Annotated in this window: 11 protein-coding genes and 2 tRNA genes; 5 read left to right on the forward strand and 8 right to left on the reverse strand. The window is 68.7% G+C overall.

Going from position 1 to position 14,419, the window contains the following annotated elements; translation table 11 throughout:
- Positions 1–584: 584 nt before the first annotated feature.
- On the reverse strand, positions 585–1,745 hold the full coding sequence (locus ACZ6ZP_RS04595) for a sensor histidine kinase (protein ID WP_351160546.1): 1,161 nt from the start codon (positions 1,743–1,745) through the stop codon (positions 585–587).
- Between the two features lie 130 nt (positions 1,746–1,875).
- On the opposite strand from ACZ6ZP_RS04595, the gene ACZ6ZP_RS04600 reads away from it, so the two are divergent.
- The gene (locus ACZ6ZP_RS04600; RefSeq protein WP_399977416.1) at positions 1,876–2,541 is read left to right on the forward strand and encodes a hypothetical protein; all 666 of its coding nucleotides are present in this window, start codon (positions 1,876–1,878) and stop codon (positions 2,539–2,541) included.
- An 8-nt stretch (positions 2,542–2,549) separates the two neighbouring features.
- On the opposite strand, the gene ACZ6ZP_RS04605 is transcribed toward ACZ6ZP_RS04600, so the two are convergent.
- The gene (locus ACZ6ZP_RS04605; RefSeq protein ID WP_351160550.1) at positions 2,550–5,174 is read right to left on the reverse strand and encodes a valine--tRNA ligase; all 2,625 of its coding nucleotides are present in this window, start codon (positions 5,172–5,174) and stop codon (positions 2,550–2,552) included.
- A 136-nt stretch (positions 5,175–5,310) separates the two neighbouring features.
- Between ACZ6ZP_RS04605 and ACZ6ZP_RS04610 the strand changes: the two genes are divergently transcribed.
- From ACZ6ZP_RS04610 to ACZ6ZP_RS04620, 3 genes are all read left to right on the forward strand, one after another.
- Positions 5,311–6,246 (forward strand): hypothetical protein, encoded by a 936-nt coding sequence (locus ACZ6ZP_RS04610; protein ID WP_351160552.1) that lies wholly within the window; start codon positions 5,311–5,313, stop codon positions 6,244–6,246.
- Between the two features lie 107 nt (positions 6,247–6,353).
- Positions 6,354–7,349: a hypothetical protein gene (locus ACZ6ZP_RS04615; protein WP_469405512.1), complete on the forward strand. Its 996-nt coding sequence runs from the start codon at positions 6,354–6,356 to the stop codon at positions 7,347–7,349.
- A 37-nt stretch (positions 7,350–7,386) separates the two neighbouring features.
- A complete protein-coding gene (locus tag ACZ6ZP_RS04620) occupies positions 7,387–8,277 on the forward strand; it encodes a hypothetical protein (RefSeq protein ID WP_366461953.1) in 891 nt (296 codons plus the stop codon).
- 99 nt (positions 8,278–8,376) lie between these two features.
- Here ACZ6ZP_RS04620 and clpX read toward each other — a convergent pair whose 3' ends face one another.
- The 5 genes from clpX to ACZ6ZP_RS04645 all read right to left on the reverse strand — a co-directional run bounded on the left by clpX (position 8,377) and on the right by ACZ6ZP_RS04645 (position 13,202).
- Positions 8,377–9,666 carry an ATP-dependent Clp protease ATP-binding subunit ClpX gene (gene clpX / locus ACZ6ZP_RS04625; RefSeq protein WP_351160558.1) on the reverse strand — a complete coding sequence of 430 codons (1,290 nt, stop codon included), beginning with the start codon at positions 9,664–9,666 and terminating at the stop codon, positions 8,377–8,379.
- 156 nt (positions 9,667–9,822) lie between these two features.
- Positions 9,823–10,503, reverse strand: coding sequence for an ATP-dependent Clp protease proteolytic subunit (locus tag ACZ6ZP_RS04630; RefSeq protein WP_351160561.1), 681 nt, complete (start codon positions 10,501–10,503; stop codon positions 9,823–9,825).
- 60 nt (positions 10,504–10,563) lie between these two features.
- Positions 10,564–11,169: an ATP-dependent Clp protease proteolytic subunit gene (locus tag ACZ6ZP_RS04635; RefSeq protein ID WP_202122057.1), complete on the reverse strand. Its 606-nt coding sequence runs from the start codon at positions 11,167–11,169 to the stop codon at positions 10,564–10,566.
- A 432-nt stretch (positions 11,170–11,601) separates the two neighbouring features.
- On the reverse strand, positions 11,602–12,999 hold the full coding sequence (gene tig / locus ACZ6ZP_RS04640) for a trigger factor (RefSeq protein WP_351160564.1): 1,398 nt from the start codon (positions 12,997–12,999) through the stop codon (positions 11,602–11,604).
- Positions 13,000–13,125: 126 nt separating this feature from the next.
- A tRNA-Pro gene (locus tag ACZ6ZP_RS04645) sits at positions 13,126–13,202 on the reverse strand.
- Positions 13,203–13,373: 171 nt separating this feature from the next.
- On the opposite strand from ACZ6ZP_RS04645, the gene ACZ6ZP_RS04650 reads away from it, so the two are divergent.
- Positions 13,374–13,444: transfer RNA gene (locus ACZ6ZP_RS04650), tRNA-Gly, on the forward strand.
- Positions 13,445–13,624: 180 nt separating this feature from the next.
- Here ACZ6ZP_RS04650 and ACZ6ZP_RS04655 read toward each other — a convergent pair.
- The gene (locus ACZ6ZP_RS04655; protein WP_351160566.1) at positions 13,625–13,819 is read right to left on the reverse strand and encodes a hypothetical protein; all 195 of its coding nucleotides are present in this window, start codon (positions 13,817–13,819) and stop codon (positions 13,625–13,627) included.
- Between the last annotated feature and the right edge of the window lie 600 nt (positions 13,820–14,419).

Raw genomic sequence — 14,419 nt, forward strand, 5'->3', positions numbered from 1 at the left:
CCCGCCATCGTCCGGTGGCCACGGGGCTGCTGCGAAACCGAAGCCGCCCCCTCGCGCGCGCTCCCGACTGCGGGTCGCGGGGCAGGCTGCGGGTCCCATCCGGCTGTGAATGCGGTGCCACGCCGGTATGTCCATCCTCGCCATCGTCCGGTGGCCACGGGGCTGCTGCGAAACCGAAGCCGCCCCCTCGCGCGCGCTCCCGACTGCGGGTCGCGGGGCAGGCTGCGGGTCCCGTCCGGCTGTGGGTGCGGTGCCACGCCGGTATGTTCGTCCTCGCCATCGTCCGGTGGCCCCATGGGTACTTCGGCACCGGAGCGCCGCGAACCGTGCTCCGGGCGGACATACCGGCACGTCCCCTCACGCGCGCTCCCGACTGCGGCTGCCGGGGCCATTCCCCACCAACCCCTAGGTTCTTCACCCACCCCGGTCCGTACGTCCCCCACCCACCCGCCCATCCCTTGGCACGCGGGGCAATCGGGCGGGTGGGCGGGAAAGGTCTGTTCGTCGCGGGCGAGGCTGCGGGGTGATCGGGCGCGTGGGTGGGAGAGGTTGTTCGTCCCGAGTGCCGCAGGGGGCGGTGGGGCTCAGGCCAGGTCCCCCGCGGGGAGCGTGGCCAGGACCTCGTACGCACCGGCCCGCGGGCCGGAGGCGAAGGTGCCGCCCACCGTGTGGACCCGCTCCGCCATACCGGCCGTGCCGGTCCCCGCGGAGACCGGTGACGGGGCGGAGCCTGCGGCGGGCAGCGCGTTGCGTACGGACACCCGCAGGCGCCCCGCGGCCACCTCCACCCGCACATCCACCCGCTCCCCCGGCGCATGCTTCGCCGCGTTCGTCAGACACTCCTGCACCACCCGGTGCACCGCCGCCTGGCGGATGGGCGACAGCCGGTGGGCCGCCCCGTCGATCAGGAGATCGACCGGCGTACCCGCCCGCTCGCTGCGCTCGGCCAGTTCGGGAAGCGCGTCGAGCCCCGGCGTGGGGGCGCCGTCCACGCCCCGCCGCACGATGATCTCGTTCAGCATCCGGTGCGCCGAGCGCGCCGTCTCGGAGAGCTCCTCGAAGCCGTCCTCGAAGGCCCCGCCCGTCGCCCGGCGAGCCAGCACCTGCGAGCGCACGCTCAGCAGCGTCAGCTCGCGCCCGACGAAGTCGTGCACGTCCCGCGCGATACGGGACCGCTCCTGCTGCACCGCGTGCAACGCGTCCGTCTCCGCCCGCTGCGCCTGCAGCGCACGGACCAGGTCCTGGCGGTTGGCCGCCACCCCCACCCCCGCGGCCAGCACCCCGATCGGCACGACCAGGCTGAGGAAGGAACTCAGGGTGTCCCCGCGGTGCACCGGCCAGCCGGGCAGGGTGAACATCACGTACGCGAAGGCCACATAGCCGATCACGCCGACCGTGCCGGCCAGACGGCCGCGGTACCTGCCCAGGGAGTACAGCGCGAACTGGGCCAGCGTCAGGTCGTGCAGCCATCCCACGAGCACGAGAGCCACCGCGTACGTCACCCAGGGAGCCCCGCGGCGCAGCAGCAGGGTCGCGGCGCCGCAGGTGAGGACCAGGGCCGCGAGCGGGCCGTTCAGGGAGTTGTCCGCCTCGGCCAGGCCGGGGATCTCCAGGCTCATCAGGGCCAGGCAGCTCAGGGCGGTGAGCGCGTCCTGTGCCCGGGGCGCACGTGCGCAGCGCCCGGCCAGCCGACGGCCCGCGGCCGTCGCCTCGCGGATCGCCTGGGCGACGGGCAGGTCGTGCATGCCCTCCATCATCCAAGGTCTTTCTGCCCGAATCATCGGACTTATGACCTTTATTTCGTGAAGTGTGACACGTCGACGCCCGTCGGCGTGGCTACCCCCGAAAGGCGGACTCCAGGGGTCAAATCAGACCATGTGGTATGCCCAGAACCCCGGCCGACGGACCCGCCAGCTCCTCGGCGACGGCGCGGTCCTGCTCTGGACCGCGCTGTGGACCGCCGCCGCCGTCGTCGCCTACCGGCTGGCCTGTCTGCTCACCCGCCCCGCACCGGAGACCCCCGCCCCGCCCCTGGGCGACCCGTCACGGCTGCCCCTGGTCGGTGAACGCGTCGACTCCGCGCTGCGGGCCGCCGCGGACGTCGCCGGAGCCGGGGACCCGGTGACCGTCCGCGCGGCGGTGATCGTGGGCGCCGTCGTCGTCTTCCTCGTACCCGTCGGTCTCCTGCTCAGCAGCTGGCTCCCCCGCCGCCTGCGCTGGATCCGGCAGGCGGCAGCCGCCCAGGAGCTCGCCGCGAGCGACGACGGCCGCGAACTGCTCGCCCTGCGCGCCCTGCTGCGTCCCCTGGACGAGGTCGCGCGGACCGCGTACGAACTCCCCGGCGCCACCGCGGGCAGCCTCGCCGAGGGCTGGCGCGGCGGCGACCCCGTCGTCATCGACGCGCTCGCCGAGGCGGAGCTGGTGCGCCTGGGGCTGCACATCCCCGAGCAGGTGTACATCCCCGTACAGGAGACGGGACCGGAAAACGGGGCAGGGCCCATGGAACCGGTCGGTTCCATGGGCCCTGTCTCCACCGCGTGACCAGCTGACTAGGCCGCCGGCAGCCCGTCCAGCTGGGCCTGCAGCCGGGTGATGTCGGCGTCCGCCTTGGTGAGGCGGCCGCGGATCTTGTCGACCACGTTGTCCGGCGCCTTCGCCAGGAACGCTTCGTTGCCGAGCTTCGCCGTGGCCTGCGCCTTCTCCTTCTCGGCCGCCGCGAGGTCCTTGGCGAGGCGCTTGCGCTCCGCCGCGACGTCGATCGTGCCGGACAGGTCGAGCGCCACCGTGGCGCCCGAGACCGGCAGCGTGGCGGTGGCCGCGAAGCTCTCGCCCTCAGGCTGGAGGCGCAGGAGCTGACGGATGGCCGCCTCGTGCGGGGCGAGTGCCGTGCCGTCCAGGGAGAGACGGGCCGGGACCTTCTGGCCCGGCTGAAGCCCCTGGTCGGCGCGGAAGCGGCGGACCTCGGTGATGACCTGCTGGAGGGTCTCGATCTCCCGCTCGGCTCCGGCGTCGCGGAAGCCACTGTCCTTCGGCCACTCGGCGATCACGAGGGACTCGCGGCCGGTGAGCGTCGTCCAGAGCGTCTCCGTCACGAACGGGACGATCGGGTGCAGCAGGCGCAGCGTCACGTCGAGGACCTCGCCCAGGACACGGCCCGAGACCTTCGCCGCGTCGCCGCCGCCCATGAACGTCGTCTTGGACAGCTCGACGTACCAGTCGAAGACCTCGTCCCACGCGAAGTGGAAGAGGGCGTCCGACAACTTGGCGAACTGGTAGTCGTCGTAGAGCGCGTCGACCTCGGCGACCGTCGCGTTCAGCCGGGACAGGATCCAGCGGTCCGTCGCCGAGAGCTGCTCCACGGGCGGCAGATCGCCCTCGATCGTGGCGCCGTTCATCAGCGCGAAGCGCGTGGCGTTCCAGATCTTGTTGGCGAAGTTCCGCGAGCCCTGGACCCAGTCCTCGCCGATCGGCACGTCCGTGCCGGGGTTGGCGCCGCGGGCCAGCGTGAAGCGGACGGCGTCCGAGCCGTACTTGTCCATCCAGTCCAGCGGGTTGACCGCGTTGCCGAACGACTTCGACATCTTCTTGCCGAACTGGTCGCGGACCATGCCGTGCAGCACGATCGTGTGGAACGGCGGGGTGCCGTCCATCGCGTACAGACCGAACATCATCATCCGGGCGACCCAGAAGAAGAGGATGTCGTAGCCGGTGACCAGGACGGAGTTCGGATAGAACTTCGCCAGGCTGTCGGTCTGCTCCGGCCAGCCGAGCGTGGAGAACGGCCACAGGCCGGAGGAGAACCACGTGTCGAGGACGTCGCTGTCCTGCGTCCAGCCCTCGCCGGTGGGCGCCTCGTCGTCCGGTCCGACGCAGACGACCTCGCCGTTCGGCCCGTACCAGACCGGGATGCGGTGGCCCCACCAGAGCTGACGCGAGATGCACCAGTCGTGGAGGTTGTCGACCCAGTCGAAGTAGCGCTTCTCCATCTCCTGCGGGTGGATCTTGACCTTGCCGTCGCGGACCGCGTCACCGGCGGCCTTGGCGAGCGGGCCGACCTTGACCCACCACTGCATCGACAGGCGCGGCTCGATGGTGGTCTTGCAGCGCGAGCAGTGGCCGACCGAGTGCGCGTACGGACGCTTCTCGGCGACGATGCGGCCCTCGGCGCGCAGCGCGCCGACGATGGCGCTGCGGGCCTCCAGGCGGTCCAGGCCCTGGAAGGGGCCGGGCACGGTGATCACGGCGTGCTCGTCCATGACCGCGATGTTCGGCAGGTCGTGGCGCTGGCCGATCTCGAAGTCGTTCGGGTCGTGCGCCGGGGTCACCTTGACGGCGCCGGTGCCGAACTCGGGGTCGACGTGCTCGTCGGCGACGACGGGGATCGTGCGGTCGGTCAGCGGCAGCTTGATCTGCTTGCCGACCAGGTGCTTGTACCGCTCGTCGTCGGGGTGGACCGCGACGGCGGTGTCACCGAGCATCGTCTCGGCACGGGTCGTGGCGACGACGATGGTCTCGTCCCCCTCGCCGTACTTCATCGAGACGAGCTCGCCGTCGTCGTCCTGGTACTCGACCTCGATGTCCGAGATCGCGGTCAGGCAGCGCGGGCACCAGTTGATGATGCGCTCGGCGCGGTAGATCAGCTCGTCGTCGTAGAGCTTCTTGAAGATGGTCTGGACGGACTGCGAGAGCCCCTCGTCCATCGTGAACCGCTCGCGGTCCCAGTCGACGCCGTCGCCGAGGCGGCGCATCTGCCCGGAGATCTGGCCGCCGGACTCGCCCTTCCACTTCCAGACGCGCTCGATGAACTCCTCGCGCCCCAGGTCGTGGCGGGACTTGCCCTCCTTGGCGAGCTCGCGCTCCACGACGTTCTGCGTGGCGATGCCGGCGTGGTCCATGCCCGGCTGCCACAGCGTCTCGAAGCCCTGCATGCGCTTGCGGCGGGTGAGGGCGTCGATGAGCGTGTGCTCGAAGGCGTGGCCCAGGTGCAGGGAGCCGGTGACGTTCGGCGGCGGGATGACGACGGTGTACGGGGGCTTCTCGCCGGCCGCGTCGGCGGAGAAGTAGCCGCGTTCTACCCAGCGCTCGTACAGCGTCCCCTCTACCTCGGCCGGCGCGTACTGGGTCGGCAGTTCGGTGATGGGCGCTGGATTCTGCTGCTGAGTGTTCTCGGTCACCGGGTCAGTTTAGAGGTGTCACAGACCCGTCCCGAAACCGGATTCTTCAGTAACGGTTGCGGCCCGACGCCCCATGGGGCTCCGCCTTCGGTCAGGATGTCGGCATCACATAAGCGTTCGGAGGGGAACCCACGCGATGAGCTACAACCAGCCTGGCCCGTACGGCGGGCAGCAGCCCCAGCAGCCCGGTCCCTACGGGCAGCAGCCGGGCCAGCCTGGACCCTACGGCCAGCCGCCGCAGGCACCCCAGCCCGGCTACGGCTATCCCCAGCAGGCTCCGCAGGGCGTCCCTCCGCAGCAGGGCGGCTACAGCCAGCCGCAGCAGCCGGGTCCGTACGACCACAACCAGCCGGGCGGCCCGTACGGGCAGGTGCCGCCGCCCCCGCCCGCAGGTGGCGGCAGCGGCAAGAAGACCGGGATCATCATCGGCGCGGTCGTGGCGCTCGTCGCGATCGGCGGCGGCATCTGGTGGTTCACGGCGGGCAAGGACGACAGCTCGTCGGCGGGCAACTCGGCCGTGGCGGACGACGGGGCGCACAAGCTGGTCACGCCCGAGACGGTGCTCTCCGATTACAAGAAGGGCGCGTCGACCGGCGAGGGCTTCGACGACGAGGACATGAAGAAGGCCGAGAAGGACGGCGTCAAGAACGGCACGCCCGTGGACGCCGAGTACCAGTCGGGCGACAAGAGCAACCCGCTGGCCCAGAAGATGATCAAGTTCATGGGCGTCTACGGCGAGATCGACGACCCGTCCAAGGTGGTCGACGGCATGTTCGACAAGATGAAGGAGCAGTCGACGACCGAGAAGACCGACACGGGGAAGCTCATCGGCAGCCCGAAGAGCTTCAACGCGGACGGCGCGGTCGTCAAGTGCCAGGAGACGGAGATCAAGAGCAACGGCGCCGGGCCGAAGTCGATCCGCATGCCGGTCTGCATCTGGGGCGACAACAGCACCGTCGGTGTCGTGATCCCGGTCGACATGGCGAGCGCCATGACCGGCAAGAGCGCCTCGCTCCAGGACGCCGCGGACACGACGACGAAGTTCCGCAAGGAAGTCCGCGTCAAGGCCTGATCGCCCTACGGCGTCACCTGGCACTCAGCAGCCCCGGTCGCTTCGGCCGGGGCTGCTTCCGTCAGGATGTCGGAATCACATAAGCGCACTCACGGGGGAACCCACTCATGAGCTACAACCAGCCCGGCCCGTACGGCGGCCAGCAGCCGCAGCAGCCAGGCCCGTACGGCCAGCAGCCCGGCCCCTACGGTCAGCAGCCGCCTGCCCCGCAGCCCGGCTACGGCTACCCTCCGCAGGCCCCGCAGGGCGTGCCCCCGCAGCAGGCCCCGTACGGCCAGCCCCAACAGCCGGGACCGTACGGCCAGCAGCCGCAGGCGCCCTACGGCCAGGTCCCGCCGCCTCCGCCCCCGCAGGGCGGCGGCAAGAAGACCGGCATCATCATCGCCGCGGTGGTCGCGGTCGCCGCGGTCGCGGTCGGTGGCTACTTCGTGCTCGCGGGCGGTGACGACAAGGACAGCGGCAAGAAGGGCGGCTCCTCGTCCGTTGCGGGCGGCGGCGACGACGCGGGCGTCAAGGACGACGGCGCGCACAAGCTGACGACGCCGGCGACGGTCCTCTCCGAGTACAAGCTCAGCAAGGAGGCCGGCAGCGGGAGCGGCATGACCTCGAACGACATCAGGGAAGCCGAGAAGCACGGCGTGAGCAACGCCAAGGACGTCGAGGGCCAGTACCAGTCGGGGACCGAGGACAACCCGCTGTCGCAGAAGATCCTGCAGTTCAACGGCGTCTACGGCGACATCGCGGACCCGGAGAAGGTCGTCGACGCGATGTTCGTCGAGGCGGAGAAGAACGCCAAGGAGGGCGACAGCGGCGGCGAGCCGATGACGATGGTCGGCAGCCCCCAGTCGTACAGCCCCGCCGGTCTCGACGGCGCGGTGATGAAGTGCCAGGAGATGAAGTTCGACCTGGGCTCGTCGACGGGCGGCAGCAGCGCGGGCCCGAGCAACATGTCGATGGCGACCTGCATCTGGGGCGACAAGAGCACGCTCGGCATCGTGATCACCACGGACGTGGCGAACGCGATGGCCGGCAAGAGCGCCGACCTCGACGAGGCCGCAGAGAAGACGGCCAAGTTCCGCAAGGAAGTCCGCGTCAAGCTCTGACCGTCAGCCCGACATCTTGCGGAGGGGAACCCGCTCAATGAGTTACAACCAGCCTGGCCCGTACGGCGGTCAGCCGCAGCAGCCACCGGCCCCGCAGCCCGGATACGGCTACCCCCAGCAGCCCCAGGGCCCGTACGGGCAGCAGCCCCAAGGGCCGTACGGGCAGCAGCCCCAGGGGCCGTACGGACAGATGCCCCAGGGCCCGTACGGGCAGATGCCGCCCTCGGCGCCGCCCGGCGGTGGTGGCAAGAAGGCCGGGGTCATCGTCGGTGTCGTCGTTGCCGTCGCCGCGATAGGCGCCGGCGTGTGGTGGTTCACCGCGGGCAACGGCAGCGGCTCCGTCGCCGATGACGGCAAGACGTACAAGCTGACGGCGCCCGCCTCCGTCCTCGGCGGTGAGTACAAGAAGGCCGACTCGTCCGGCGGCGGTGGCGGTATGTCGTCCAGCGACCTCAAGGACCTGGAGAAGCAGGGCGTCAGCAACCCCAAGGACGTCTTCGCCGCGTACAACTACGGCGAGGGATCGACCATGAAGTCCCTCAACTACTCCGGTGTGTACGGGGAGATCGACGACCCGGAGAAGGTCGTCGACGCCATGTTCGCCGAGATGGAGAAGAACGCCGCGAAGAACTCGGGCACCGGCATGAAGCTCATCGGCAGCCCCGAGGAGTTCACTCCGGACGGCTTCGAGAACGGCATCATGAAGTGCCAGGAGGCCGAGTTCAAGATGGGCGAGGTCGGCCCGGAGGACGAAGGCGTGCCGAACAGCTTCAAGACGCCCATGTGCGTCTGGGGCGACCACAGCACGGTCGCGTACGCCGCGTACTCCGATGTCGCCGCGACCGCGAGCGGCGCGGACATCAAGCTGGAGAACGTGGCCAGCCTGGTGACCAATCTCCGCGACGACGTGCGCGTCGAGGTCAAGTAGACGGCACCGCAAGGCCGTTCAGCGTAAGAGGCCGTTCAACGAGAAGGGGGGCCCGGCGATCACATCGCCGGGCGCCCCTCTCACGTACGTACTACATGCCTACGCCGACTTCTGCTCGCCGCCGGACCCCGGACCCCGCACATCGCGCGGCACCAGCGTCGGGTTGACGTTCGAGTGGACGACGTCCGCCGTGATGACCACGCGGGCCACGTCCTTGCGGGACGGGACCTCGTACATCACCGACTGGAGGACTTCCTCCATGATGGCGCGCAGGCCACGCGCGCCGGTCTGGCGCAGGATCGCCTGGTCGGCGATGGCCTCGAGCGCCTCGCGCTCGAAGTCAAGCTCCACGCCGTCGAGTTCGAACAGGCGCTGGTACTGCTTCACCAGTGCGTTGCGCGGCTCCACCAGGATCTGGAGCAGGGCCTCGCGGTCCAGGTTGTGGACCGAGGTGATCACGGGGAGGCGGCCGATGAACTCCGGGATCATCCCGAACTTCACCAGGTCCTCCGGCATGATGTCCTCGAACCGGTCCTTCTCCTGGAGCTCGCGCTTGGAGTGGATCGTGGCGCCGAAGCCGATGCCCTTGGCGCCCGCCCGCGACTCGATGATCTTCTCGAGGCCGGCGAAGGCGCCGCCCACGATGAAGAGCACGTTCGTCGTGTCGATCTGGATGAACTCCTGGTGCGGATGCTTGCGGCCGCCCTGCGGGGGAACCGACGCCGTCGTGCCTTCCAGGATCTTGAGCAGGGCCTGCTGGACGCCCTCGCCCGAGACATCGCGCGTGATCGAAGGATTCTCGCTCTTGCGGGCGACCTTGTCGATCTCGTCGATGTAGATGATGCCCGTCTCGGCCTTCTTGACGTCGTAGTCAGCGGCCTGGATGAGCTTCAGGAGGATGTTCTCGACGTCCTCGCCGACATAGCCCGCCTCCGTGAGCGCCGTCGCATCCGCGATGGCGAACGGGACGTTCAGCATGCGCGCGAGCGTCTGCGCGAGCAGCGTCTTGCCGGAGCCGGTCGGGCCGAGCAGCAGGATGTTGGACTTGGCGAGTTCGATCGCGTCGTCACGGCCCTGCGCGCCGCCGGTCTCGCCGGCCTGGACCCGCTTGTAGTGGTTGTAGACCGCTACCGAGAGGGCTTTCTTCGCGGGCTCCTGGCCCACGACATAGCCCTCGAGGAATTCGTAGATCTCGCGAGGCTTGGGGAGTTCCTCCCACCGCACCTCGCTCGTCTCCGCGAGCTCTTCCTCGATGATCTCGTTGCAGAGGTCGATGCACTCATCGCAGATGTACACACCGGGACCTGCGATGAGCTTCTTGACCTGCTTCTGACTCTTCCCGCAGAACGAGCACTTGAGCAGATCGCCGCCGTCACCGATGCGTGCCACGAGGTGCTTCCCCTTCGCCTGGGAGACGCCACGTTCAGCGACTCCTGGTGCCTCATATCCGACGGTACCTTGCCTGGCCCCCCGTTCGGGCCCCCCTTGGCACGGTTCACTTTGTCGTGGACCGTGCCAAGGAACGGCAGATGCTACAGCGCTGCGTCAGACGACCGACGAATTGTTCATCTTCCGGGTGGAGATGATCTGGTCGACCAGGCCGTACGCGAGCGCGTCCTCGGCCGTGAGGATCTTGTCGCGCTCGATGTCGTCGCGGATCTTCTCGATCGGCGTCGTGGAGTGCTTGGCCAGCATCTCCTCCAGCTGCGCACGCATCCGGAGGATCTCGTTCGCGGCGATCTCCAGGTCGGAGACCTGACCGCGGCCCGTCTCGCTGTAGGGCTGGTGGATCAGGACGCGCGCGTTCGGGAGCGCCATGCGCTTGCCCGGCGTACCGGCCGCGAGGAGCACGGCGGCGGCGGACGCGGCCTGGCCCATGCAGACCGTCTGCACGTCGGGCTTCACGAACTGCATCGTGTCGTAGATGGCCGTGAGCGCCGTGAAGGAGCCACCGGGGCTGTTGATGTAGATCGAGATGTCGCGGTCGGGGTCCATCGACTCCAGGCACAGGAGCTGCGCCATGACGTCGTTGGCGGACGCGTCGTCGATCTGCACGCCGAGGAAGATCACGCGCTCCTCGAAGAGCTTCGCGTACGGGTCGTACTCGCGCACGCCCTGCGAGGTGCGCTCGACGAAGCGCGGGATCACGTAGCGGGATTCGGCGGTCGGGCCGGTGTACTCGGCCTGGGTGGGCTCGTAGAGGCCGCTGCCGGGGTTGTTCTTCATCTCTGTAGGTCTCCTGAGGAGCGTGGGCTGGGTCGGCTTCGGAAGGGCTGAGCGGGCTGCTCAGGCTCCCGTGCCGCCGCCGCCCGGCATGCTGGCCGCGTTGGGCATGATGTCGTCGATGAGGCCGTACTCCTTGGCCTCCTGCGGGTCGAACCAGCGGTCGCGGTCCGAGTCGCGGGTGACCTGCTCGACGGTCTGGCCCGTGTGGAACGCGGTGAGGTCCGCCATCTTCTTCTTGGTGAGAAGCAGCCGCTCGGCGTGGATCTTGATGTCCGACGCGGAGCCCGCGAGTCCGGCGGAGGGCTGGTGGATCAGGATCTCGGCGTTCGGCAGCGCGAAGCGCTTGCCGGGGGTGCCGGCGCTGAGCAGGAACTGGCCCATCGAGGCCGCCATGCCCATCGCGATCGTCACCACGTCGTTCTGGATGTACTGCATGGTGTCGTAGATCGCCATGCCGGCCGTGATGGATCCACCAGGGCTGTTGATGTAAAGGAAGATGTCCTTGTCCGGCTCTGCGGCAAGGAGCAGCAACTGCGCGGTGATCTTGTTGGCGATGTCGTCGTCCACGGCCTGGCCGAGGAAGATGATCCGCTCGCCGAGCAGCCGGTTGTAGACCTGGTCGCCGAGGCCACCACCGATGGAGGGGTCGCCGGCGGCGGAGGGCATCAGATTCGTCACGTATCCACCTGCTCGTCTTACGACGGCGCCGGGCCGTCTCACGTCTTCTTCTGAGGCTTGGGACCCCGCGTGCTCGCCGCTCCGGGGCGGCTTCGGGGACTCCCCTGCCCTCGTATTCATGGACCCTAACGCTCAGCCCCGTCCGGGGAATCCCGCAAAGGTGACTGTTCGCTGTGAGCGCAGGTTCTGGCGGGGGCGCCTTGTCAGCTGACGGGGCGCCCCGTCAGGGGCGCGGGGTACTGCGCGAGCAACCCCCACAAGCCGCGGACGCGGCTGCCACCGGCGGTCGCACGGCGGGTGCGGCCCGTCGGGGGCTGGCCGCGCAGTTCCCCGCGCCCCTTTAGGGGCGCCCCTAAAGGGCCGGGCCCCGGGGACATGCGTCCCCGGGGCCCGGTCATGCGCTCAATGAAGCGAGGCTGCTCAGGCCTCGGTCTTCTTCTCCTCGGCCTCGGCCGGCTCGGCGGCCGCTTCCTCGGAGGAGGCCTCGACCGTCTCGGCGGTCTCGTCCTCGTCGTCGAGGTCCACGACCTCGCCGTTCGTGTCCTTGACCGTCGCGGCCTCCACGACGACCGCGAGGGCCTTGCCGCGGGCGACCTCGCCGACCAGCATCGGGACCTGGCCGCCTTCGACGACGGCCTGGGCGAACTGGTCCGGGCTCATGCCGGAGGACTGCGCGCGACGCATGAGGTGCTCGGTGAGCTCCTCCTGGTTCACGTTCAGCTTCTCCTTGTTGACGAGCTCGTCGAGGACGAACTGCGTCTTGATGCCCTTCTCGGCCTGCTCCTTGGTCTCGGCGTCGAACTCTTCCTCGGTCTTGCCCTGGATCTCCAGGTACTTCGCGAGGTCGAGGCCCATCTGGCCGAGCTGGTGGTTCACCAGGTTGTGCTTGCGGGTCTCGATCTCGTCCGCGAGGAGCTTCTCGGGGACGGGGACCTCGACCAGCTCGAGCAGCTTCTCCAGGACGCGCTCCTGGGCCTGCGTCGCCTGGTCGTACTGCTTCATGTTCTCGAGGCGCTTGCGGCTGTCCGCCTTGACCTCGTCCAGGGTGTCGAACTCCGACGCGAGCTGCGCGAAGTCGTCGTCCAGGGACGGGAGTTCACGGGCGGCGACCTGGGTGACCTTGACGGTCACCTCGGACTCCTTGCCCGCGGCGGAGCCGCCCTTGAGCTCGGAGGTGAAGGTGGCCTCGCCACCGGCCTCCAGGCCCTTGACGGCCTCGTCGATGCCCTCGAGGAGCTCGCCGGAGCCGATCGTGTAGGAGACGCCGGACGCGACGCCGTCCTCCAGGACCTCTCCGTCGACCTTGGCCTCCAGGTCGAGCGTCACGACGTCGCCGTCTTCGGCGGCGCGCTCGACCGGCGAGGTGGACGCGAAGCGCTCACGGAGCTCCTCGACGGCCTTCTCGACGTCTTCGTCGCTGACCTCGACCGCGTCGACCTCGACCTCGATGCCGGAGTAGTCCGGGATCTCGATCGCGGGACGGATGTCGACCTCAGCGGTGAAGTTGAGGGTCTCGTTGTCCTTCAGCTCGGTGATGTCCACCTCGGGCTGGCCCAGGACGTTGAGCTCGGCCTCGTTCACGGCCTCGGTGTAGAACTTCGGGAGCGCGTCGTTGACGGCCTCTTCGAGGACGGCGCCGCGGCCGAACCGCTGGTCGATGACTCGGGCAGGGATCTTGCCCTTGCGGAAGCCCTTCACCGTGACCTGCTGGTTGATCTTCTTGTAGGCCGCGTCGAGGCTGTCCTTGAGCTCCTCGAAGGGCACCTCAACAGTGAGCCGAACCCGGGTCGGGTTCAGGGTCTCCACGGCGCTCTTCACGGTTCGGTCTCCTTGGGGCTGACTTCTTGGGATTGAGCCCGGCTCAGAGACACACGGGCACACAGCTTGCATAGTAACGGCAAGCGGGAGCCGACCCACAATGCGATCTTGTGAGGGAGATCTTGCTGGTCGGGGTGGCGGGATTTGAACCCACGGCCTTCCGCTCCCAAAGCGGACGCGCTACCAAGCTGCGCCACACCCCGTCGGTGCGACACGTAGGGTACATGCCCGCAGGCAGTGCGGCGCCCGCTGAATCGCGAGTACGTACGGGGTGTGCGGCGAGGGGCTCCAACCCGCTACGATGCTTGCCGTGCCGCGGTCGCCGACCAGCAGCGTCCCCGATGTATTGCGGGATGTACCGCGGCGCATGCTGTGCGGGTGTAGCTCAATGGTAGAGCCCTAGTCTTCCAAACTAGCTACGCGGGTTCGATTCCCGTCACCCGCTCTGTGGCCTCCGGCCCGGTTCCTCGGAACCGGGCCGGAGGCTTGTGCGTTCATGGACCGCCCGAGCGGACATCTCGGCCCGCCGCCGGAGCCGCACCGGGCGTCGATCGGATGGACGCCTGTCTCCGGTGTCTCCGGCGGGGCCGAGTCGCGTGACGGTGCCCCTGGCTTCGTAGGCCGCTCAGAAGCTGATCGAGTTGATCGTCTCGGCCACTTCGTTGAGGAAGCGGTTTATGGAAGGCGCCATTCCAGTTGAGGCGAGGAAGAACCCGAACAACACCGCGACGATCGCGGGCCCCGTTTTGATCGATCCTCCGCGGATCAGCACGATGAGGATGATCGCCAACAGCAACACCACTGACAGCGAAATGGCCACACTGATCACACCCTAGGTCGGTCTCTCCCCGGCCCGGGGGGTACGACCCCGCACACCCCCGCCAGAACCATCGTGCCACCAACGCGCCGTCCGTATGCGGCCGGTGACACATCGTCGGCCAACGCCGCACGTGCCCGGCGGGGGCCCGGCGCACGGGGGCGCCCTTGGGGCGTATGAACACCGCGCCCCCGCACGGCAATTCGAAGCCCGCGCACGGCCACTAATTCGGCTTGATCGTTTCCATTGCCACACAACTCGTTCGCCAGAAATTCGAATTGTTGCCGGCCACACATCACCGGCTTCACAAGGAGCTGATCAATCGGACATTTCACCAGAGTCGCCTGCGGGCGTTATGCAACGTTTAAGGGGGATGAGATGCGACGTAATGGACATACGGGCCTGTGTATCGCCCGTGTCATCGAGGGTGACAGGAGTTGAATCTCCATGTCGACTTCGGTCATTCCCGGGTACTCGGACCTCAATAGCCCTGAACCGTCTGTGATTGAGCTGACAGCCGAGTTGAGGGTTTTACGAATACACGCAAGCGACGCTAGGGTGCCTCAGATGTTCCACGCTGCCACCATCCCCGCAAGCGCAGTG

The organism is Streptomyces sp. NPDC054047 (assembly GCF_055585065.1).

What these genes read in the sequence shown, in the direction of transcription:
- ACZ6ZP_RS04610 (WP_351160552.1), top strand. Translation starts at nt 5,311, where the DNA reads ATGAGCTACAACCAGCCTGGCCCGTACGGCGGGCAGCAGCCCCAGCAG.
- ACZ6ZP_RS04630 (WP_351160561.1), bottom strand. Translation starts at nt 10,503, where the DNA reads ATGAAGAACAACCCCGGCAGCGGCCTCTACGAGCCCACCCAGGCCGAG.
- ACZ6ZP_RS04600 (WP_399977416.1), top strand. Translation starts at nt 1,876, where the DNA reads ATGTGGTATGCCCAGAACCCCGGCCGACGGACCCGCCAGCTCCTCGGC.
- ACZ6ZP_RS04635 (WP_202122057.1), bottom strand. Translation starts at nt 11,169, where the DNA reads ATGCCCTCCGCCGCCGGCGACCCCTCCATCGGTGGTGGCCTCGGCGAC.
- ACZ6ZP_RS04620 (WP_366461953.1), top strand. Translation starts at nt 7,387, where the DNA reads ATGAGTTACAACCAGCCTGGCCCGTACGGCGGTCAGCCGCAGCAGCCA.
- ACZ6ZP_RS04615 (WP_469405512.1), top strand. Translation starts at nt 6,354, where the DNA reads ATGAGCTACAACCAGCCCGGCCCGTACGGCGGCCAGCAGCCGCAGCAG.
- ACZ6ZP_RS04595 (WP_351160546.1), bottom strand. Translation starts at nt 1,745, where the DNA reads ATGCACGACCTGCCCGTCGCCCAGGCGATCCGCGAGGCGACGGCCGCG.